The organism is Microcoleus sp. AT3-D2 (genome assembly GCF_036705715.1).
Taxonomy (GTDB): Bacteria; Cyanobacteriota; Cyanobacteriia; order Cyanobacteriales; family Microcoleaceae; genus Microcoleus.
In genome coordinates this window covers 71828-93588 of sequence record NZ_JAUBVE010000015.1, presented here as the reverse complement: position 1 = coordinate 93588, position 21761 = coordinate 71828, and the positions used below count along the sequence as shown (strand labels likewise).

Genomic DNA, 21761 nt, shown 5'->3' with positions numbered 1-21761 from the left:
CCAAGTACACCCTCGATTTATATATTCTACCTGCTGTCTCAGATGATTTTCAGCAGTTGCGCCACCCGCACCCGTGTCCTTATTTAAAACTCCAACTACGGCTTCTAAAAACCTCCTTGTATATCCCTCCCAATCTGGTTAGCCCGCCAGCTTCCAATTAGTTATCGATGCAAAATTTTCCACCCCTGACATTGAAACTAGACGGGCAAATCCAGCAGTTGTTTCCGGCAAAGCTGCCAATTCACTCGTCACAATCCGGCAACCGCAGGCCATCGCCTCCATCACGGCAATAGATGAGGTTTCTAAATAGGTATTCAGGTAAGCTAAAACGGCAACTGAAAGCAGTTGCCGGACGAGTTTGGATTGGGGTACGCAACCGATGTACTCGACGCCTTCTGTTTCCTGACACGGGCGGTAAAGTTGACCGAAAAAAAGCTGGTTATCATTGTCGTCTATTTGGTGTACTTTCATGCTTGAAAATACTTTTAATCTGGTTCCGGGGACAGCTTGACGAATTTCGGGAAAGACTTTTAACAAAATATCGAGTCCGCGAAATGGAGTGCTGGTGTAAGCTAGAATGGGCGGTCGAGATTTATGAGATAGGATAGAAATATTATCGGCGAAAATGTTAGCAAAACAAGGTGCAATCGCATTTCTTAAAACACAACTGCGATTGGAGTCAATCCCAAAGCGCCGATGAAATTGCTCGCACTGCCAGTCGCTAACAAATACAAAGGCATCGCAAGCATTGATTTCTTGATCATTTTTAAAATTTTCGAGGAATACAAAGCCCGGTTCGTTATGAATCCACAAAATTAACTTAGTTAGATGCCCCAAAAGCGGCTTGATTTCCAGCGCTTTGCCGACTATATTGACTATAACTAAAAAATCGAGCGATCGCAGCAATTCTAAATTAGATTTGTCCCCCACCCTGCGCCTGCAATCAATGCCGCGCGACATCCCCGACTTGGAAGTATTGTTGAGCAAAAATACCTCGTTTCCCTGTGCAGCCAACGCCTCGGCTAAGTAACAAATAGCCGACTGAGTGCCACCCAAAGGTTCGCGATAAGGAGTTTCAATGTTGTAATCCCAAGTGTAGGTATCGAGAAATCCGATTTTCATTCAATGGTATAATCTTAAAACTATTAAGGAGTACCGAACATGACCACAGAACAAGATCCCGTAAAATTGATGAAACAGCAAGTCGGCTTTGCTGCAGCCGATCGCGTAAAATCTGGTATGATTGTCGGACTCGGCACCGGGTCAACTACAGCTTATACTATTCAAGCATTGGGCGAGCGCATAAAATCCGGTCAACTCAAAGATATCAAGGGAGTGCCGACATCTTTTCAATCAGAAGTGTTAGCCAAACAGTACGGAGTACCGCTGGTAACACTCGATGAAATTGACAGAATTGATGTTGCTATTGATGGCGCGGATGAAGTAGATCCCCACCTCAACTTAATTAAAGGTGGCGGCGCAGCCCACACCCGCGAAAAAGTAGTCGATTACCTCGCAACTCAGTTTATTGTAGTAGTTGACGGTTCCAAAATGGTTGATAAATTGGGCTCGACTTTTCGCGTTCCCATCGAAGTTATACCGATGGCATTAACACCAGTGATGCGGGCCATTGAAAAATTGGGTGGCAAACCCGAACTCCGCATGGGCGTGAAAAAAGCAGGCCCGGTAATTACCGATCAAGGTAATATGGTAATTGATGTCAAATTTGATGACATTGCCAACCCCGGAGAAATGGAAAAAAGCTTGAATAACATTCCCGGTGTGTTAGAAAATGGTTTGTTTGTAGACTGTACCGATTTAGTTTTAGTCGGCGAAATACTAGACGGAAAACCAGTAGTACGGGAGATTTCTAAATAGTCAAAACTGCCCCATTGGTGGTCAAAAACTCTTTGTGGAACAGGCATCTTGCCTGTTCATGAGAATGCTGCAAAAACTCTTTGTGGAACAGGCATCTTGCCTGTTCATGAGAATGCGGCCATATGGGAGTTACAACCCGCAAAAATACCAAAAATAAGGTTTCTTACCCTATAGCAACCGCCAAGACTATTAAGAAATTCTTAATCAGTGAAACCCTTGCGATTGTTACATATTCCTTCTTCCTCCTTCCTTCTTCCTTCTTCTATAGTTTTGACTTTGATTATAATGATGCAATATCGCAGATTCGGTCGCACAGAATTATCCATGCCCGTCTTTTCCTGCGGTGGCATGAGATATCAGTACAAATGGCAAGACGTGCCAGCCAATGAAATTCCACCAGACAATCAACAAAATCTAGAAGCGACGATTAGCTACTCGGTTGAATGCGGCATCAATCACATAGAAACTGCTCGCGGTTACGGCACTTCCGAGATGCAATTGGGGTTGATTTTGCCGCAATTTACCCGCGAAAAGTTGATAGTGCAAACGAAAATTATTCCCAAACCGAACTCCCAAGAGTTTCGCGAAGACTTTGATAAATCCTTAGCTTATTTGCAACTGGAATACGTCGATTTACTGTCACTACACGGCATTAATACGTGGGAATTGCTAGAGGAGTCTATGCGTCCGGGCGGCTGCATGGATGTGGCGAAAAAGTTGCAAGCAGAAGGCAAAGTTCGGTTTATTGGTTTCTCAACTCACGGCCCGACGGATGTGATTGTCAAAACAATTGAAACTAATCAATTTGATTATCTTAACTTGCACTGGTACTACATCAATCAAAGTAATTGGCCGGCTATTGAAGCTGCTAAACGTCACGATATGGGCGTTTTTATTATCAGTCCTTCCGACAAAGGCGGTCAACTTTACAACCCGCCACAAAAATTAATCGACTTGTGCTATCCGCTGAGTCCGATGGTGTTTAACGATTTGTTTTGTTTGTCGCATCCGCAAGTACACACTTTGAGTTTGGGCGCAGCCAAACCTGAAGATTTTAACGAGCATCTGAAAGCTGTAGAATTGTTAGAGAGATCCGATGAAATTTTGCCACCGATATTAGCAAGGTTGGAAAAGGCAGCAATTAATCAACTCGGAGAAGATTGGTTTAACACTTGGCACGTCGGTTTACCAACTATAGAAAATACTCCCGGAGGTATTAATATTTATGTGATTTTGTGGCTGTGGAATTTGGCGCAGGCTTACGATACGATCGACTATTGCAAGATGCGCTACAACCTCTTAGGTAATGCGGGCCACTGGTTCCCGGGTCAAAAAGCCGATCGCCTCGATGAATTAGACTTGCGCCGCCCTCTCGCCCACAGTCCCCACGCTGCTAAAATTCCCGGTATTCTTCAAGCAGCCGATCGGCTTTTTGGAGGCGAAGCCATCCAGCGCTTGTCCCAAGAATAATCGCAAAAAAAACCCGGTTTCGAGACAGAAACCGGGTTGGTGAACCGGAGCACGTGAGTTAGTTACGCGCATACAATTAGCCTATACTTGAGAAACTCTCGCAACCATCGCCCATCCGTCTCATCCATTCGGGCGATACAACTTTTTTTCTCAACTCACTCCCATTTTGCTTTAATCTGAGATAAAACAGTTAATAATTCACTTAGGTATTTTTTATGACTCTCAAACGCCGAGATTTCTTGTATTTGCTGACAGCCAGCGTCGGAGCTATTACCGCAGGTGCTTGCCAAGCGTCAGGAAATAATGTATCGCAAGCAAGTCCAGTTGCAGAAAGCCCAAAAATAGCCCAAACCCCCGGCCCTTTTACACTGCCGCCTTTGCCCTACGAATACAATGCTTTAGAACCGCACATCGATGCGCGGACAATGCAATTTCACCACGACAAACACCACGCCGCTTACGTTAAAAACCTCAACGATGCTGTCAGCAAATACCCGCAGCTCAAAAGTATGAGTGCTGAAAATATGCTGCGAGATTTGAGCAAAGTGCCGGAAGATATTCGCACAACCGTGCGTAACAATGGCGGCGGACACCTAAATCACAGTATGTTTTGGGCAATCATGGGTCCCAACGGGGGCGGCGAACCGACAGGGGCAATTGCAACAGCAATCCAGCAAACGTTCGGCAGTGTTGACGATTTTAAAGCAAAATTTAACGATGCCGGCGCCAAGCGTTTTGGCAGCGGTTGGGTTTGGCTAGTCCGCAATAAAGCTGGCAAACTTGAGATTGCAACTACTGCCAATCAAGACAGCCCTTTCATGGAGGGCAACTATCCAATTATGGGTAACGATGTTTGGGAACACGCTTATTATCTCAAATACCAAAATTTGCGCGCCGACTACTTAAAAGCTTGGTGGAATGTGGTTAATTGGGCGGAAATTAACAAGCGCTACGAACAGGCGAGCGCCTAGTTCAACAAAGTTTGTTGTTGCGATCGAGCCCAGATAGCCCAACAACAAACTCTGTTTTAAGTAGGTAGGCGCTGTAAAACGCAATTAAGTAAGTAAACGATTGTCAAATATCCTGAGCCTTAAGCGTGGCTGACAGAGCCCTGTTTCCATACTGTTAGATGGTTCAGTTTAATGCCGCCTACCTACTTATTTTCTGATTCTGCTGTCAAACTCGGGCTGCCCTCAATGTACAATCCACCATCTACCTTTAACACGCTACCCGTGATGTAGCTAGCTGCATCAGATGCCAGGAAAACTGCTGCTTTGCCTAAATCTTCCGGGAATCCCATCCGACCAAGAGGCATTCTGTTGCTGAACGACTCAAGCAATTCGTCGCTATACCAGCGTCGCTCACCCGGAGTATCAGTCCACCCAGGCTCTAGGATGTTGACCCGGATTTTGTGCCACATCAGTTCATTCGCCATCGAAAGAACGAGGTGATGACAGGCTGCTTTGGTGGTGTTGTAGTCAATCGCACCCTTATACGGAAAATGAGCGTGCGGGGATGAGATATGGATAATCGAGCCTTGGGCCTTCCTTTCCACCATACGGCGGGCGACTATTTGACAGACGTGAAACACACCGTACACCCCTATTTCTAGTGTTCGCTGTAAATCCTCAAATTTAGTTTCTAGCAAGGTGTTTCGGACGCTGGCGATCGCATTTGTTACTAGAATATCGATTTGACCGAGTTCTTGTTCGCACCTATCGACCATCCTTTCCACTTGGTCGCGCTGTGAGACATCTGCTTGAATCGCGATAGCGCGACGGCCGAGTGAGTGAATCTGATTGACTACTTCGAGTGCAGATGTTTGAGAATCGCAATAGTTGACACAAACATCGGCACCAGATTTGGCTAATTCAAGGGCGATGCCAGCACCAATTCCTTTAGAGCTACCTGTAACAAGTGCAATCTTATTGACAAGCATAGTTAGTATTGAAAACGGCTATAGCTAGCGCACGGGACGCTCGAACTGCTGTACAACTTTCCGCAAGTAAACGCAGTGCCGCGCCCCCTGACTCGTCGGCGTTGTGAATGCTTCGACTGACTCAACTGTGCCGCCCAAATGCTCGATCGCCCTTTGCAACTCCGTCTCTTCCTCCACCGTCCAATTCCCTCGGTAAAGTACAGCCAAACCGCCATTTTTTAGCAGAGGCAGCGCGCATTTAGCGCAGAGAGGAGCTGCTCCCACTGCTCGGAGAACGGCTAAATCATAAGCTTGTTTGTGCTGCGGCTGTCGGGCAATTTCATCGGATCTGCCCAACAAAGTCGCCGCATTTTCTATCCCTAAAGATGGCACAACTGTTGCCAAAAAATCAATTTTCTTGCGAGTAGAATCGAGCAAAGTAACTGATAGTTCCGGCAGGGCGATCGCGATGGGCAACCCCGGAAAACCCCCACCAGTCCCAATGTCGATGGCTTTCTGCACCGACTCGGCGGCCAATTCTGGATTTTCCGCCGAATTGTGATTAGCTGGCAGCAGTCTCGCAATTCCCCGCAGAGAATCCCACAAATGTTTTTCCCAAAACTCCATCGGCTCAGTAATTCGAGTTAAATTCAAGGAGCGATTGCCCTCGACAATTAACTCATAAAGTCGCTGAAATTTTTGCTGCTGCGACTCATCCGGCTGCCAATTCAGCGTTTTTTGCCACAACTCGTTCATCTCCGGTAGCACAGGCATTGTAATCTGATTCATCTTGTATTGCCACTTTTTCCTAAACTATGCAAATTCTCTTCGCCCAAAAATGCTTCACAATGCGATCTACGCGCCCGCACTAACTAATGACTGATGACTAATGACTAATGACTAACAAAACTCGTTTCCTTAGCTTCTAACTTAGCCCGATCGACCTCCTGCAAATCCCCGTGGTCTAAAGTCCAAAATCGGTCAGCAACGCTCAGCAAATCGCTAGCATCGTGAGTAACAATCAACAAAGTCCAGTGGCTTTTCAACTTATTCAACAAGCTTACCAACTGTCGGCGCATCGACCAATCCAAACCCGCCGTCGGTTCGTCCAAAAGTAGCAAATGCGGCTGCCGAATTAGCTGCACCGCCAGGGCTACCCTCCGCTGTTGTCCGCCGCTCAAAGCGTGGGGGGAAGCCCGCAGCGGCAAATGTCCGAGCCCCACTTCTGCCATTGCTGAGTTAATTTGTTCTTGTCCCAATTCAGGATGCCCCAACCGCAATTCTTCTAAAATTGTACCTCCGCAAAAATGCCTTTCTGGAAACTGGAACACTAACCCTCCTAACTGTTGCAAGTGTTCCGGTGTTAATTCTTGTTCCCGCCAACGGATGTCGCCGCTAGTTTTTTCTGCTAAACCTGCTAATATTTCTAATAGCGTACTTTTGCCAGAACCGCTGCGACCGACAATCAGCCCCATTTGCTGCGATGGCAGTTCTAAGTTAATATTTTTCAGAATAGGATTCGGACAGGCGGTAGGATGATATACTAAGTTTTTTAGATAAAGCATTAACGGCAGTTGTTAGTTGGCAGTTGGCAGTTGTTAGTTGGCAGTTGGCAGTTGTTAACAGTCAACAGTCAACAATCAGAAAAATAGTTATTGTTGGAGCGGGGAACTTCTGGTTGTGCTATTGATAGTTAAGGCTGTTTTTGGCTGGGGCCGATCGCACACAATTACTTTACATAAATCTTTACAAGATTTTCCTTGTTTTTTCAGGATTGGCGTTTGATTTTTCTGTTGTTTTATGGTATATTTTAATAATGGAAATCTGTTGTTTAATATATTACAATTTACACTTCCATTATTAAAATATACCGCAACAGCAGCAAAAAATCAAGCAAATTTCACTCTTTTTTTAGTCGCGGCCCGAGAGTCTGAAAATTTAACTCTCTTGTTTCTAGTTTACAGTATATTACATTGAGAGAATTGACGATGACGAAAACCCCTTTAGCATCGCTGGGCAAGCAAATGTTAAGTTCTAAAAAGACAGTGCGGGCGATCGCCAGTGCAGGAGCGATCGCCCTCAGCATCTGCATTAACTCAGCAGTAGCGGGCGATCCCTTTCGCAGCAGCAACCCGCAGGCGATCGGGCCCAACACCGAAACCGCTTTCAAAACAATGTTTCAGCAAGGAAACTACAAACAAGCAAAAACTCAAATTCAACAAGCACTATCAGCCGAACCAAACGAGCCACTAGCCTATGCAATGGCAGCCTCCTTCTCCTACATCGAGCAGGACTTAAACTCGATGAATTCCTACGCGCAAAAAACCCGCGAAGTCGGCGAAAAATTGGCGAAAACTAATCCATTGCGCGGCAATATTTACACAGCAGCAGGTCACTTTCTAGAAGGGTCGCACATTATAGCCAAAGAAGGAACAGCCAAAGGCGCGCCCCAAGCTTTGAGTAAATTGCGAGTAGTATTTCAATACCTAGATGCCGCCGACAAAATAGCGCCCAACGACCCCGAACTAAACCTGATCAAAGGCTACATGGACTTAATGCTAGCCACAAACCTGCCCTTTTCCAACCCCAACGAAGCAATTCAAAGACTCGAACAAAAAGCCTCTCCCCGCTATTTAGCTTATCGTGGCATGGCAGTAGGTTATCGAGACTTGAAAAAGTACGATCGCGCTTTAGAGTTTGCCAATAAATCTCTAGCAGAAACGCCCAACAATCCCGAAGTTCTCTATCTAAAAGCACAAATTTTGTTTTCCCAATCTCAGAGGAAAGACGGCAACAAAACCTTACTTGAGGAAGCCAGAAAAAACTTCGATGCAGCCTTAGCAAAACCCGACCAACTGCCGCGCAGTTTAGTAGCCGAAATCTTCTTTCAGCAGTGCAGAACCCGTAACCGTCTCGACAGCCAATCTCGCGCCTGCGACCCGATGCGCGATAAAATTAGAGATGCAGATGGAGTCTGGGGGCCGGCAGCCTTACCACCACTTTAAAAAGATTCAGAGGGAAGTCAGAAATCAGGAGTCAGGAGGAAAATTTTCCCTGTCTCCCTCTCTCCCACTTTTCCTCTCTCCTGCAATCCAATCCCTGCAATTCCATTTCCTTTCTTTGATAAAATTGATGCAAGTAGAGTTTCGCGAGTTTAACCCCTTTGACCTCTGGATTTGGCTGAAGTTCAGCAACGTGCCTTCAAACGGTGAAAAACAGTATGTTGAAGAAGTGTTTGACTCTTGGTTTTTCTTGGGAAAACTGGGAGGATTTAATGCGGAAAATTTGCAAGTTCAAGATGAAGGCTTAGACATCAGTGATATGAATTACGATGTTAATCTAGCCGACCAAAGTATGATGGCTTTGATGCACAATATGGGAGAAATGGAGTATCAAGGTTCTTGGGCTCGCTGCTGGTTTGATTTGGGTACTAGCGATGCAATTGGCCTGGATGTTTTGATTAATGTTTTCCAGCAACTCAGCAAAGAATTCGTAACGATTGAAAAACTCATTATTGGCGGGGAAAATACAGACTGGCCCGTTGACAACAGTCGCCGTCGAGAGTCTTTTGCTGCTGATAATTAGTCATTAGTGATTACTCATTAGGGCCGGATTCTACTCGTTACTAGGCTCTGCCTGGTAACACATATCTGGAGGCTCTGCCTCCTATTTTGCTGCTCCGAAAGCGAGGCAGAGCCTCTGGACATTGATTCCTAGGCAGACCCTAGGAACCAGTTAATGATGATGACTAATGACTGATGACTAATTATGGAAAAAGGTAAAGTTCGCGTAATTGTTTTAGGATTAATTCGATCGGGCGATCGCATTTTCGTGTCAGAATGCCAAGATCCGGTCAAACAAGACACATTTTACCGAGCTCTGGGCGGTGGCATAGAATTCGGAGAACACAGCATCGACGCTTTGCGAAGAGAGTTTCAAGAAGAAATTCAAGCCGAGTTGACAAACATCAAATATTTGGCTTGTTTGGAAAACTTCTTTGTTTATAATGGCCAAGCCGGACATGAATTAATACAACTATACCAGTGCGATTTTGTCGATGCCAAATTTTATGAATTGGAGAGTCTGGATTTTGCAGACGGAGATGGGGAACATACTGCATTTTGGATGCCCATCGAGCGCTTTCGATCGGGCGAATTGCGCCTAGTTCCAGACAAATTTATCGACTACTGCGAAGGCTAATAACTCAACCTGTACCAAAAAATAAATACCTGATATGGGGAAATTAAACCTAAAATATTTGCCGTCGGGGCGGGTTTCACCTGAAATATTGGCGATAACTAACAGGATGAATAAACCCGCCCCTTCCTTCCGCCCCCCGCATTACCCGGAGCTACCTTACACTAGGCAGAGTCCGCAACAGCTCATAGAGCAAAGAGTTGATAAAACCGAGGGCTATAGCACCCAGCAAAGCACTCCAAATTCCCCACCGCAAGCGAAATCCTTCGACTAGCCAAGCCGCTAATCCAAAGATAATCGCGTTAATAACAATTATCCACAAACCAAAAGTTACCAACACCAATGGAAAACCCAAAACCACAAAAAGCGGCCGCACCAAAGCATTCAGCAATCCAAAAACCGCCGCCGAAATCATCGCTTTTCCAAAAGTGTCAATGTCCACCCCGATGGGCAACTTGGAAATAATAAAAAAGCTCACCGAAGTTACCAGCCAAGCAATTGCCAGCGAAACGATATCCATCTGTTCATCTCCTTAAAAAAGCTAAACATTAAATCGGAACAACAGCACATCCCCCTCTTGTACAATATACTCTTTTCCTTCACTGCGAACTAAGCCTTTTTCCTTAGCTGCATTCATCGCGCCCGTAGCAACCAAATCTTCATAAGCTACAGTTTCGGCCCGGATGAAACCCCGCTCAAAGTCCGAGTGAATCACCCCCGCAGCTTGCGGTGCTAACATTCCCGCGATAATCGTCCAAGCGCGAGTTTCTTTCGGGCCGCTAGTAAAATAAGTCCGCAAACCCAATAATTCGTAAGTAGCTCGAATCAGAGATTTCAAGCCACCTTCTTTTACCCCCAGAGATTCTAGGAAATCCGTTCGTTCTTCCTCGGATAACTCCACCAATTCTGACTCAACTTGTGCCGAAACTATGACAACCTTAGCGTTTTCTTTAGCTGCTACTTCCCGCACTTGTTCGACATAGCTATTTCCCGTTGCTAAATCGTCATCAGATACGTTAGCAGCATAGATAATTGGTTTGTTGGTCAGTAATTCCAAACCTTTAACTAATTCAGCTTCTTCATCTGTGAAATTGTACTGCCGCGCCGGTTTCCCCGCATTCAAAACAGCGACCAATTTTTCGAGCACGTCCACTTCTGCCTGAGCTTCCTTATTGTTGCGGGCCAGCTTGCGAGTGCGATCGAGCCGGCGTTCAATTTGAGCTAAATCTGCTAGAATTAATTCGAGATTGATAATGTCAATATCTCGCTGGGGATCGACAGAACCCGCAACGTGAATAATATCATCATTGTCAAAACAGCGGACAACATGGACGATCGCATCTACGGCCCGAATGTGAGACAAAAACTGATTTCCCAGTCCTTCCCCCTGACTCGCCCCCTTCACCAAACCCGCAATATCCACAAATTCCATCCGCGTCGGCACAGTTTGGGCGGAATTGGAAATATTGCTCAGCACCTTCAACCGTTCGTCTGGCACTGCCACGATACCCGTATTTGGCTCGATCGTACAGAAAGGAAAATTAGCAGCAGTCGCCTTGGCATTAGCAACCAGAGCATTAAACAAAGTAGATTTGCCAACATTAGGCAATCCGACAATTCCGGCAGTAAGCATAGCTATTTAGAAACATATCACTGTATCAAAATATCATAAGTATCAGCAATATATCGGACAGGACTTACGGACGCGGCGTGAGAAACCCAGTTTCTGTGCGAATATCTCCTAGCCAAACCCCAGATTTCTCGCCAAAACCGGGAATATGTGCGTAAGTCCTACATAATTTAAACAGGTTCAGGGATTGTCTGAGGAATCGGCCCCGGCACAGTCTGAGGAATCGGCGAGGGTACAGTTTCCGGCACCGGTTCGGGAATTGGCTGCGGAATTGGCGCAGGTACCGGTTCGGGTACTGGCCCGGGAATCGGTTCGGGTACGGGGCCAGGCACCGGTGGCGATGCGGGTATAGTCGGCAGCCCCGGTTCGGTAGTGGGAATCTGCGGGCCTGGAAACGGACTAGGGTTGGGAAAAATCACGGCAATTCTATTAATAACTCGATACAATCATGCTAGATAAAAAACTAAAAATACGACATCTATCTAAATAGTGAAAATTTATTAATTTGATATTTGGCACCATTTTAAATCAGCTTTTTGGAGTAGATGACAGCAACCGGATTTATCTGTATTTTATTTTTTAATGCTGACCGAAAGCAATTTGGTCACAGCCCCCCGGTACAGGCCGTAGACCCTTGAAAAAAGCTCTCCATCCTCATCACAAGCCCCCGGAGCCTGACCGTGGGAGCAATTCTTTAATCTAAAATCTAAAATCGATCGCCCTCCGAAAAGCCTTGCTAGCCTGTAGTTTGGCACGACACCTAGCCAAAAGTACAGGTTATGTCCCGTACTTACGGCCAGTTGCGAGCTGGCCTTTTGGCTAATTTAAGACTCAACTAAAAGCTAGGAAATTTTTGGGGATGATTCTCCTACTATTGAACCTACGCTGTCACAGATTTTTAGGATTAAGCAAAAAGTTTCTCCCAATCCAAATCTGTTTCGGTCTATGCAACAATGAAAACCGAGGCATAAAGGATGCATCTCCAAGATTTTGTCGAGACAAATATCAAATACGATGTCAGCAAAATAGTAGCCGATCGAGAGTTAAGCTTGGAAATCCAAGAGATTCTGATCGATCAAGGGCTACTCTCCCCCACAGTAGAAGATATCTTTGGCCCTGTTTCTATTGCAGTTTTAAAACGCTTCCAAAAACTAAATCGCTGCTATGAACCAGGATTTTTGGGAAAACGAACAGCTACCGAACTCCTCGAAGTTGATAAAGTAGCAACGCGAGGAGCGGAAGGGATTCCCTCAATTCAGGTTAAAATTATCCAAGATACTCTCCTTAAAAATAAACCGTTGCAATCCGATGCTTTGTTGCCGGCAGAAAAACACAATCTTAAAGCCGGCGTCACCCTCAGAGTTGCCTCATTTGAAGTTGAGCGCGGTTATTTAAAAATTACCTTAGCTGATACTCCAGTTGAGAATACTTGGACTGGATATATTTTTGGAGAACACGCCGAAGTTTTTGAAGGCACTACCAGAATTTATCCAAAACGCGACGAAATTAAATTGCCGGTTCCTTACAAATCTCAGAGAGATAATGAAATCAACCCTGATGGTTCCTGCAATGTTACTTCAATAGCGATGTGTTTGGAGTATCTAAAGATTCATCGTCGGCACAGTGAGGGCCAGTTTGAGGATGAGCTTTACAACTATGCCTTAGATCAAGGATTAAGTCGGCACAGTGGTTATGATCTTGCTCAAATTGTTCGCGACTATGGAGCGAAAGATAACTACAGTGAAACGGCTACCATTGAACAAGTTAAAGATTGGCTATCTAGTGGAAATCCAGCCGTTGTACATGGCTATTTTACTTATCCAGAAGGTCACATCGTTGTATTGGTTGGATATGACAGTGACGGCTTCATCGTTCACGATCCTTATGGGGAATGGTTCGCCGATGACTACGATCGCAATGAGCCAGATGGAAACGATGAAAAGGGTAAGTTCTTGCATTACTCCTACGGAATGATTAAAGATACCTGCATCCCCGATGGAAGCTTTTGGGTACATTTTATTTCCCCCTCGTGAGAGTTGGTGTCATTTCTCCATTTCCTAGAATCGTTAATAGCTATAAAATATTAGCTATTAACGATTAAAACCAATTTAAACACTTTAATTAAACAAGACAGTTATGGCTAAAAACATTTACGCGCTGTTAGTTGGTATTGACAACTATTCTCCCGCATCTAATCCTCTCGTCCCTCCCTTAAAAGGTTGTGTTAACGATATTAAAGCTATAGAAGCTTATCTGGGAGAGCGAATTACTCAAGATAGCGAATGGAAACTGATAGAGCCTACAGACCAACCTTGGATACTGCTCAATCAAGATGCCACTCGTCAGGCAATTATCAGCGGTTTCCAGCAGCATTTGTGCAACGCTGACAGCGAAGATGTGGTCTTATTTTACTATTCCGGTCATGGCGCTCAAGAGAAATCACCAGAGGAATTTTGGGAATTAGAGGCAGACCGCTTAGATGAAACTTTAGTGTGCTATGACAGTCGTGCAGAAAATGGTCGGGACTTAGCTGATAAAGAACTAGCCTACCTCATATCCAAAATAGCCCTAAAAGAACCCCGCATTGTTGTCATTCTTGACTGCTGCCACTCCGGTTCGGGAACCAGAGACTTACCCGCCGAAACAACAGTGCGCCGCGCTTTAGTAGACTCGCGGGAGCGACCGTTAAGCACGTTTATTTTTGCCGAAGACGCACCTGCAATTCATGAAATATTAAGCACTGCTAAACAATCAGAAAAAAAGACAACAGGTGTGATTTTACCCAAGGGAAAGCACATTTTGTTCTCTGCCTGTAGAGACTACGAACTCGCGAAAGAATACAAAACTGAGGATGGAGAAAATAGAGGAGCTTTCTCTTACTTTTTGCTGCAAACACTACAGCGAACAAATGGTAGCATAACCTATCGAGATTTAGCGAGAAATATGAATGCTCTCGTGACTGGCAAAGTCAAAGAACAGTCGCCTCAAGTAGAAGCAACCGACAGGGACGATTTAGACCAACCTTTCTTGGGCGGTGCTATTAAAGAACGGCCTCACTACTTCACCTTAACTCACAGTCAAAACCTTCGGAATTGGGTAATTGATGGAGGGTCTATTCACGGAATTCCTAAACCCTTTAATGGGGGAGATACGCGACTAGCATTTTTTCCCTATGGCAGCAGTCCCGAAAAATTGCGCCAACTTTCAGAAGCTTTAGGCGAAGCACGAGTAACTCAGGTATTGCCACAACGCAGCCAAGTAGAAATTATTAACGGTCAAGACAGCTTATCAGAAACTGAGAGCTATTGGGCAGTAGTGACAAGTTTGCCGTTGCCAGCGTTGAAAATTTACATTAAGGGCGATGAAAGTGAAGTCCAAGGCATCAAAAATCTGCAAGAAGCACTGTCAAAAGCAGCAATTGGCAACAAACCTTCTTTGTATGTGCAGCAGGTAAATGAAGCTAAAGATGCAGATTACCATCTGTTAGTCAGTCACGGTCAGTATTGGATTTTACAGCCTGATAATAACCGGCCTTTAGTTGCTCCGATTCCCGAAGAACCAAATCAGTCGGGATACACAGATGAAATTGCTTTACAGGTAATTTATCGTTTAGAACATATTGCCCGTTGGAATAACATTTTACAACTCTCCACTCCGGCGACTAGCCGCATTAAAACCGACGAGGTGGAAATGGAAATAATTCTGCTTTGCGGTCAGCAAGAATCTTCGCCAGGGGATAGAGACGGAAACATCTCGTCATCTGAGATGCGTGTCGATTACGACTATGACAATGGCGAGTGGCAAGCGCCAAATATCCAAATAAAACTGATAAATAAAAGTGACAAGAAGTTGTACTGTAATGTAATCGTTCTTTCCGAAAGTTTTTCTGTAGATACTCCATTTTTTGACCGAGATAGCAGTATCTTGCTCCCACCAAAAACTTCAGAAAATCCCTCTAGTATTACCAGCTTTGATGATATTGTCTTTCAAGTACCTGACGAATATTTTGAACAAGGAATCACTGAGTATAAGGATATTCTCAAGCTAATTGTGTGTAGCACAGAATTTGATGCTAGCTTGCTAAAACAAGATGGACTAGCGCCGCCTAAACTGACTCGTTCTCTTGGAGAAACTGAGGGAACTCTAAATAGCTTGATGGCACAAGTTAATACTCGCGAAGCCGTGAGAGCCAAGGGAAATTATGATGATTGGATGACGAAGGAAGTCACAATTACAATTGTCCGACCTCAAGATGCTCAACCCATTAACGCTAATCGCAGCACTGCCTTACAACAGGGTGCCGTCGAAGTTCAGGCTCATCCAACTTTAAAAGCGAAAGTGAATCTCACCACTGTACCGCAAGCGAGTCGAGATTTAGGGAATTTGATTTTACCTGCGATTTTGCGGCAACAAAATCGCGTGAGTGAATCTTTCCAATTTACAACCAGCCGAGGCACTGATCCAGGGTTAAGTGCTTTGGAGTTAAGCGATGTAGAAGATTATGAAGCGGTGACACCAACAACCCCTCTCAACTTGTTGGTCAATCAAGAATTAGCGGAAAATGAGCATATCTTACCTTTTGCTTATGATGGGGAATTTTTCTTGCCATTAGGAAGAGGGGCGAGAACTGAAGATGGCAAAACAGAGATTACGCTGGAACGCTTACCCAAACCAACAGTTAGCAGTCGCAGCCTTCACGGGTCAATCCGAATTTTCTTTGAAAAAGTCGCCCATCAAAAATTGGGAAGACCTTATGAATATCCTATTTTAGCTGTAGCAGAGGTCAGCGAAAAAGGTGATGTCAGCTACGAAAAAAATCAAGAGCAAGTTAAAGCTAGAGTTGCAAAAGCCCAGCGCATCCTTCTCTACATTCACGGGATTATAGGGGACACGCAAAGTATGGTTCCTAGTGTCAGACAGACGGTAGTAGAAGTGGACGGACAACAGCGACAGATTGCAGAACTTTATGACTTAGTTTTGACGTTTGATTACGAGAATATCCAAACCACTATTGAGGAAAATAGCCGCCTATTAGGGCAAAAATTGCAAGCAGTTGGTTTGGGAGCAAATCACGGCAAGCAGTTGCATATTGTGGCTCATTCGATGGGGGGTTTGGTTTCTCGGTGGTTTATCGAGCGAGAAGGCGGGAATCAGATCGTACAGCACTTGGTGATGTTAGGGACACCTAATGGGGGTTCTCCTTGGCCTACAGTACAGGACTGGGTTTTCACAGCGCTTGGGATAGGGCTGAATCAACTTTCGAGAATTATTTGGCCGACCAAAATTGTTGCTCAATTACTGGAGTTTTTAGAAGCAAACGATTACTCGCTAGAGCAAATGCGACCGGATTCTCCTTTTCTGAAAAAACTTGCCGAAAATCCCGACCCAGGGGTTCCCTATACAATTATTGCTGGCGATCGCTCAATTGTTGCAAAAGCTCTAGAATTTCAACCCGACAAGGAATCAAATCCCTTACAGCGGTTATTGACCAACCTTTTTGGTCAAACTAAAGACAGAGTTGTAGAATTGGCATTTTTCAGTCAACCTAATGATATTGCCGTTGCTTTAACGAGCATAAAAAATGTCAGTGCTAACCGCTCTCCTAGGCCCAAAATCCTATTACCGGATACTGCGTGCGACCATCTTAGCTACTTTACACATCAGGCTGGGTTAGATGCTCTGGCAGCGGCTCTTTTCCCAAGTCCAAATGGCAATAGCCAGTTATTAGTAAAGCCTTTGGTGGCGACAAGAGTAGAGGATGAGCCAGAGAGTATGAATTCTCAGCCTGTGGTTAAAAATACAGTCAGCCCTTTACCTGTTGCAGAACTGCTTGCCAAAACTCCCGTAGAAAGTTCTTCTCCAGCCTCTAACAGTCTCACCAATTCACATCCAGTTGGCTCGGATACGCGAAACGTTCAAACAGAAAATAATTCCAGGATAACAGGTTTAGGAATTGGGCTAGCTGCGTTTTTAATCGCAGCCGCTATTGGCTTAATTGGTTTCTGGCCTCGTTCTCCCGTGCCACAACCAGTAAATCAAAAATCAACGAGTCAGTCAAAGGAACAGGCACTCTATCAGTTTAAAAAAACTAGCAATTAGTTTTGGGTTGACAATTTTGCCAGCATTAAACTGAAATTTGAAATAAATTAGTCGGGGGAATTAAAGAATGTCGGAGATTAAACGCAGTCTGGCAGTGGTGATTGGTATCGATCGCTATGTTAATAACATTCCCCCCTTGCAAACAGCAGCCAATGATGCTCAACAACTTGCCAATCTGATCGAGGAAAAGTATCAATACCAAGTTTTGTTACTGTTAGATACAGATGCCACTCTGTCTAATATCAGCGATCTCTTGGCAGGCTTTGCCGAGAAAATACTGGTTTTTCCGGATGGCAATAAAGTGCAAGTTGCAGCGGACGATCGCATTTTGTTCTACTTTGCCGGACATGGCATCGCCTTAGACGGACTGGATAATGCAGAAGGCCCGGCTGGCTTTTTGATTCCTCAAGATGGCGAACGAGATGATAGCGACACTTGGCTGTCGATGCAGCGATTACACGATAGCTTAATCCAACTGCCATGCCGCCATTCGTTAATTATCCTGGATTGCTGCTTTGCTGGCACTTTTCGCTGGGCGGCAGTTCATCGGGAGGCGGTGCGATCGCAAAAAGTATATCGCGAACGGTACGCTCGCTACACATCCGGCTGCGCCCAGCAAGTCATTACCTCAGCAGCGCATGATGAAAAAGCCGCCGACTCCCTGTATCGGTTTGGACAGCGAAGCGAAAGTTCCAATCACTCTCCCTTTGCAGAACTTTTACTCAAGGCGCTTGAGGGAGAAGCAGACCTTACCAAAGATGGCGTGATTACCGCAACCGAACTCTATGCCTATTTACAATCAGAATTCGGCAAAATAGCAGCTAAACAAACCCCTGGTTTTGCACAGTTAAAACACCATGATAAGGGCGAATATATTTTTATTCTTCCTGGTTTTGATATTAATCAATTGCCGCCCGCTCCCAAACTCAATGAAAACACCAATCCCTACAAAGGATTACAATCATTTGAAGAAGCAGATAGCGACAAATTCTTTGGCCGACAAGCTTTAACTGAAAAATTAGTTGAATTCGTCACAGAACATCCCTTAACTGTGGTTCTAGGCGCATCAGGTTCAGGGAAATCTAGCTTAGTCAAAGCTGGATTACTTCCCCAATTGAAAAAAAGTCAACCCAACTGGCGCATCCTCTCTCCTATTCGTCCGGGTGAGTCTCCTTTCAGTGCTTTAAACTCTGTCCTAGAAAACGAAAATTTACCAGAATTACTTATCTCTAACGAGTTTGTTTCTGACAAAGACTTACCAGAAACTAGCACTAGCTCTCCCAGTTTGGAAGCAGGAAAAACTTTGCAAAGCTTGTTATACAAACTCAGTGCATGGAAAAACTTTAATCCTCACACAAAATTGCTGTTAGTCATTGACCAATTTGAAGAATTAGTGACTCTCAGCCAAGATAGCCAAGAACAAGATTTTTTTTTAAAGTGGTTAGAAAAATCCTTAGAAACTCTCCCTGATTGGTTGCGAATCATCATAACTTTACGTTCAGATTTTGAACCTCAATTTAGAGATACAGCATTAAAGCCCTATTGGAAAAAATCACGATTTGTTGTTCCCGCCATGACACGGGAAGAATTACGCCAAGCGATTGTCGATCCTGCTGCTGCTAAGGTAATGTATTTTGAACCGACCACATTGGTAGAGCAATTAATTGATGAAGTCGCACAAATGCCCGGAGCACTACCTTTACTTTCTTTCACTCTGAGCGAACTTTATTTTAACTATATTAAAAACGTCAGAGAAGGGAAAAGAAATAATCGGGCAATTACTCAAGAAGACTATGAAGAATTGGGCGGAGTTACACGCAGTCTCACCCAAAGAGCAGATGCGGAATATGACGAATTACTTAAAAGCGATCGTGCTTATGCAAAAACCATCCGCCACATCATGCTGCGAATGGTAGCTGTAGGCGGTGGTGAATTAGCTCGCCGGCGGGTATTAGATGAAGAATTAATTTATCCCGAACCGGAAAATCAACGAGTCCAAACAGCCATCGAGCAATTTTGTGCCGCACGTCTATTAGTAAAAGGGCGAGATACAGAAGGCAAAGGCTATGTTGAACCCGCCCACGATGTCTTGATGCGAGGATGGCAAAAACTAATAGTTTGGGAACGAGAAAATCAAGAAAATTTAATTTTGCAACGGCGGCTCACCCCAGCAGCTATAGAGTGGAAAAGCAAAGAAAAACCAGGGAATTTTCAAGAAAAAATAGAACCCATTGTTAAGTTGATAGACAGCACACTCCTCTCTTGTCAAAACGTTTTTGACCAGATTAATGCAACTTTAATTAAAGTCTGGAAGCGCCAACCCAGCCTCCAAAAACGCAGCCAAGAAAAACAAGAAGAATTTCTCTGGGATACCAACCCTTATCTGAAAGTATTAGACGAACATCTCAAATACGATGAAAATTGGTTTAACGAAGTAGAGGCAGAATTTTTACAGCGCAGCCTCCGGCGCCGGCGCAACAACCTCCGCCGCAAAATTAGCCTGATTGCTACAGCCTTCGCTGTGACATTAGGATTTCTCTTTTATCAATGGAATCAAAATTTACAAGCCCAAAGCAGAACCTTAGCGCTATCGGCTGAACAACTTTTTACCTCAGAGCGAGAATTAGATGCTTTAATAGAAGCTTTAAAAGCCAGAAAAATAATGAAACAGGCAATTTTGGTAGATGAAAATACAAAGAATCAAGTTTTATCAGCCCTGCAATCTGTTCTTTATCGCATTAGAGAATACAATCGTTTGAAAGGTCATCAAGCGATTATTTATAACATCAGTTTTAGTCCTGACGGCCAAACGATTGCCTCAGCTAGTGCAGACAATACAATTAAACTTTGGAAAACAAATGGTAGCTTGATAAATACTCTTTCAGGACATACCAACGAAGTTTATAGCATTAGTTTTAGCCCGGATGGAGAAATTTTTGTCTCTGCTAGTGCGGACAAGAGGATTAAAATTTGGAAATCCGATGGCACTTTAATTAATACTCTTTCTCAGCATAAAGGCGAGGTTATTAATGTTAATTTTAGCCGGGATGGTCAGATGTTTGCTTCGGCGGGGGCTGATGGAACAATTAAACTTTGGAAACGCGATGGCACTTTGTTGAAAAGTATTCAGCATCAAGGGCCGGTTAGTAGCGTTAGTTTTAGTCGAGACGGACAGATAATTGCTTCTGGGAGTGCGGATGGAACGGTTAAACTTTGGGAGATCAATGGCAGTTTAGTGAAAAGTTTTTCGGGTCATAAAGAGCAGGTTATGAGTGTTACTTTTAGCCCGAATGGTGAGGTGATTGCTTCATCAAGTCGCGACAAAACGGTAAAAATTTGGAAACTTGATGGCACTTTAGTTAAAACTATTGAGCATAATACTCATATTTTTAAGGTTAGTTTTAGCCCCGATAATCAGTTACTTGTCTCATCCAGTGCTGACAATATTGTTAAAGTTTGGAAACGCGATGGTACTTTGCTGAACACTTTAACTGGACGGAGCCCTTCTTTTAGCCCGGACGGTCAAATTCTTGCCTTTGCTGGCCTCGATCATAGCATTGAACTTTTGAAGTTAAATAATAGCTTACGCCAAACTTTGACGGAACCGTCGGATATTGTTTTGGGTGTAACTTTTAGCCCCAAAGGTGACACATTGGCTTCGGCAAATGCTAACAGATTGGCTCAAGTTTTGAAACGAGATGGCTCTTTATTTAAAACGCTTTATGGGCATCAAGGGCCGGTTAATAGCGTCAATTTTAGCCCCGACGGTCAAATGATTGCCTCTGCAAGTTTAGATACGAAAGTGAAACTTTGGAAACAAGATGGCACGTTGCTGAATACTTTTTCTGGTCATCAAGCTCCAGTTGCCAGCGTTGTTTTTAGCCCCGATGGTCAAACAATTGCCTCTGGAAGTTATGATGGCACAGTTAATCTTTGGAAGCCAGATGGTACGTTGCTTAATACTCTACATAGCCGTTTAGTTACTAGCCTGAGTTTTAGTCCTGACAGTAAAACGCTTGCTTCAGCCAGCCTTGATAAGACGATCGAACTGTGGAAAATGGATGGAACCTTGCTCAATTCTCTGAAGCATGAAGCTCAGGTTTATGGCGTTAGTTTTAGCCCAAATAGTGAGACTATTGCCTCGGTTAGTGCTGATGGGACGCTTAAAGTTTGGAACACAAATGGCACTTTACTCAAAAGCTGGACGGGGCATAAAGTAGCAGGAAATAGCATTAGTTTTAGCCCGGATGGTAACATTTTGGCTTCCACCGGCGATGATAAAACCGTCAATTTTTGGAAACCCGATGGCACTTGGATCGCTACTCTCCCAGGGCATGGTGCGGCGATCCGCAGTCTTAGTTTCAGCCCTGATGGTAAAACTTTGGCTTCGGGGGGCGATGATCAGACGATAATTTTGTGGAATTTGGAAGGATTAAAACTCGATGTTTTATTAAAACAGGGTTGCTTTTGGATGCGCGATTATTTCAATAATCCTAATGTCAATTTTAGTAAAGAAGACCGCGATTTGTGCGATCGCATAAATCGCGGCTATTAGATGGTCAAAGTAGA

The 21761-nt window shown here is 44.4% G+C and carries 16 protein-coding genes; 9 read left to right on the top strand and 7 right to left on the bottom strand.

The genetic code is table 11. The features are described 5' to 3' along the window. Positions 1-138: 138 nt before the first annotated feature. Positions 139-1122 carry a glycosyltransferase family 4 protein gene (locus tag QUB44_RS09400; RefSeq protein WP_333365961.1) on the bottom strand — a complete coding sequence of 328 codons (984 nt, stop codon included), beginning with the start codon at positions 1120-1122 and terminating at the stop codon, positions 139-141. A 39-nt stretch (positions 1123-1161) separates the two neighbouring features. Between QUB44_RS09400 and rpiA the strand changes: the two genes are divergently transcribed. The 3 genes from rpiA (at position 1162) to QUB44_RS09385 (ending at position 4319) form a co-directional block, all read left to right on the top strand. Then, on the top strand, positions 1162-1878 hold the full coding sequence (gene rpiA / locus QUB44_RS09395; RefSeq protein WP_333365958.1) for a ribose-5-phosphate isomerase RpiA: 717 nt from the start codon (positions 1162-1164) through the stop codon (positions 1876-1878). Positions 1879-2163: 285 nt separating this feature from the next. Then, positions 2164-3348, top strand: a complete 1185-nt coding sequence (locus tag QUB44_RS09390; protein WP_445299881.1) for an aldo/keto reductase — start codon at positions 2164-2166, stop codon at positions 3346-3348. Positions 3349-3563: 215 nt separating this feature from the next. Continuing rightward, positions 3564-4319 carry a Fe-Mn family superoxide dismutase gene (locus QUB44_RS09385; protein WP_333365957.1) on the top strand — a complete coding sequence of 252 codons (756 nt, stop codon included), beginning with the start codon at positions 3564-3566 and terminating at the stop codon, positions 4317-4319. A gap of 182 nt (positions 4320-4501) precedes the next feature. Here QUB44_RS09385 and QUB44_RS09380 read toward each other — a convergent pair whose 3' ends face one another. The 3 genes from QUB44_RS09380 to QUB44_RS09370 all read right to left on the bottom strand — a co-directional run bounded on the left by QUB44_RS09380 (position 4502) and on the right by QUB44_RS09370 (position 6831). Further along, the gene (locus QUB44_RS09380; protein ID WP_333365954.1) at positions 4502-5287 is read right to left on the bottom strand and encodes a glucose 1-dehydrogenase; all 786 of its coding nucleotides are present in this window, start codon (positions 5285-5287) and stop codon (positions 4502-4504) included. Positions 5288-5311: 24 nt separating this feature from the next. Then, positions 5312-6055 (bottom strand): 16S rRNA (guanine(527)-N(7))-methyltransferase RsmG, encoded by a 744-nt coding sequence (rsmG, locus tag QUB44_RS09375; protein ID WP_333365951.1) that lies wholly within the window; start codon positions 6053-6055, stop codon positions 5312-5314. Between the two features lie 104 nt (positions 6056-6159). Further along, a complete protein-coding gene (locus QUB44_RS09370) occupies positions 6160-6831 on the bottom strand; it encodes an energy-coupling factor ABC transporter ATP-binding protein (RefSeq protein WP_333365948.1) in 672 nt (223 codons plus the stop codon). 423 nt (positions 6832-7254) lie between these two features. Between QUB44_RS09370 and QUB44_RS09365 the strand changes: the two genes are divergently transcribed. The 3 genes from QUB44_RS09365 (at position 7255) to QUB44_RS09355 (ending at position 9466) form a co-directional block, all read left to right on the top strand. Continuing rightward, positions 7255-8271, top strand: coding sequence for a Sll0314/Alr1548 family TPR repeat-containing protein (locus tag QUB44_RS09365; protein WP_333365945.1), 1017 nt, complete (start codon positions 7255-7257; stop codon positions 8269-8271). Between the two features lie 127 nt (positions 8272-8398). Next, positions 8399-8851: a DUF3531 family protein gene (locus tag QUB44_RS09360; RefSeq protein WP_333365943.1), complete on the top strand. Its 453-nt coding sequence runs from the start codon at positions 8399-8401 to the stop codon at positions 8849-8851. A 183-nt stretch (positions 8852-9034) separates the two neighbouring features. Continuing rightward, positions 9035-9466: an NUDIX hydrolase gene (locus QUB44_RS09355; RefSeq protein ID WP_333365940.1), complete on the top strand. Its 432-nt coding sequence runs from the start codon at positions 9035-9037 to the stop codon at positions 9464-9466. A 151-nt stretch (positions 9467-9617) separates the two neighbouring features. On the opposite strand, the gene QUB44_RS09350 is transcribed toward QUB44_RS09355, so the two are convergent. The 3 genes from QUB44_RS09350 to QUB44_RS09340 form a co-directional block, all read right to left on the bottom strand. Next, positions 9618-9983: a phage holin family protein gene (locus QUB44_RS09350; protein WP_333328440.1), complete on the bottom strand. Its 366-nt coding sequence runs from the start codon at positions 9981-9983 to the stop codon at positions 9618-9620. A 21-nt stretch (positions 9984-10004) separates the two neighbouring features. Further along, positions 10005-11096, bottom strand: a complete 1092-nt coding sequence (gene ychF / locus QUB44_RS09345; RefSeq protein ID WP_333365936.1) for a redox-regulated ATPase YchF — start codon at positions 11094-11096, stop codon at positions 10005-10007. 167 nt (positions 11097-11263) lie between these two features. After that, on the bottom strand, positions 11264-11512 hold the full coding sequence (locus tag QUB44_RS09340; protein ID WP_333365933.1) for a gamma-aminobutyric acid A receptor, epsilon-like protein: 249 nt from the start codon (positions 11510-11512) through the stop codon (positions 11264-11266). A 555-nt stretch (positions 11513-12067) separates the two neighbouring features. Between QUB44_RS09340 and QUB44_RS09335 the strand changes: the two genes are divergently transcribed. The 3 genes from QUB44_RS09335 to QUB44_RS09325 all read left to right on the top strand — a co-directional run bounded on the left by QUB44_RS09335 (position 12068) and on the right by QUB44_RS09325 (position 21747). Next, complete coding sequence (locus tag QUB44_RS09335) at positions 12068-13126, top strand: C39 family peptidase (protein WP_333365930.1); 1059 nt, start codon at positions 12068-12070, stop codon at positions 13124-13126. Between the two features lie 103 nt (positions 13127-13229). Beyond that, positions 13230-17192 (top strand): caspase family protein, encoded by a 3963-nt coding sequence (locus QUB44_RS09330; RefSeq protein ID WP_333365927.1) that lies wholly within the window; start codon positions 13230-13232, stop codon positions 17190-17192. A 67-nt stretch (positions 17193-17259) separates the two neighbouring features. Continuing rightward, positions 17260-21747 (top strand): nSTAND1 domain-containing NTPase, encoded by a 4488-nt coding sequence (locus QUB44_RS09325; protein ID WP_333365923.1) that lies wholly within the window; start codon positions 17260-17262, stop codon positions 21745-21747. Positions 21748-21761: the final 14 nt, after the last annotated feature.

Excerpts from the sequence above, each read along its gene's own strand:
- QUB44_RS09360 (WP_333365943.1), top strand. The coding sequence starts at position 8,399 with ATGCAAGTAGAGTTTCGCGAGTTTAACCCCTTTGACCTCTGGATTTGG.
- QUB44_RS09335 (WP_333365930.1), top strand. The coding sequence starts at position 12,068 with ATGCATCTCCAAGATTTTGTCGAGACAAATATCAAATACGATGTCAGC.
- rpiA (WP_333365958.1), top strand. The coding sequence starts at position 1,162 with ATGACCACAGAACAAGATCCCGTAAAATTGATGAAACAGCAAGTCGGC.
- QUB44_RS09355 (WP_333365940.1), top strand. The coding sequence starts at position 9,035 with ATGGAAAAAGGTAAAGTTCGCGTAATTGTTTTAGGATTAATTCGATCG.
- QUB44_RS09330 (WP_333365927.1), top strand. The coding sequence starts at position 13,230 with ATGGCTAAAAACATTTACGCGCTGTTAGTTGGTATTGACAACTATTCT.
- QUB44_RS09350 (WP_333328440.1), bottom strand. The coding sequence starts at position 9,983 with ATGGATATCGTTTCGCTGGCAATTGCTTGGCTGGTAACTTCGGTGAGC.
- QUB44_RS09390 (WP_445299881.1), top strand. The coding sequence starts at position 2,164 with ATGATGCAATATCGCAGATTCGGTCGCACAGAATTATCCATGCCCGTC.
- rsmG (WP_333365951.1), bottom strand. The coding sequence starts at position 6,055 with ATGAATCAGATTACAATGCCTGTGCTACCGGAGATGAACGAGTTGTGG.
- QUB44_RS09370 (WP_333365948.1), bottom strand. The coding sequence starts at position 6,831 with ATGCTTTATCTAAAAAACTTAGTATATCATCCTACCGCCTGTCCGAAT.
- QUB44_RS09380 (WP_333365954.1), bottom strand. The coding sequence starts at position 5,287 with ATGCTTGTCAATAAGATTGCACTTGTTACAGGTAGCTCTAAAGGAATT.
- QUB44_RS09385 (WP_333365957.1), top strand. The coding sequence starts at position 3,564 with ATGACTCTCAAACGCCGAGATTTCTTGTATTTGCTGACAGCCAGCGTC.
- QUB44_RS09325 (WP_333365923.1), top strand. The coding sequence starts at position 17,260 with ATGTCGGAGATTAAACGCAGTCTGGCAGTGGTGATTGGTATCGATCGC.
- QUB44_RS09400 (WP_333365961.1), bottom strand. The coding sequence starts at position 1,122 with ATGAAAATCGGATTTCTCGATACCTACACTTGGGATTACAACATTGAA.
- ychF (WP_333365936.1), bottom strand. The coding sequence starts at position 11,096 with ATGCTTACTGCCGGAATTGTCGGATTGCCTAATGTTGGCAAATCTACT.
- QUB44_RS09365 (WP_333365945.1), top strand. The coding sequence starts at position 7,255 with ATGACGAAAACCCCTTTAGCATCGCTGGGCAAGCAAATGTTAAGTTCT.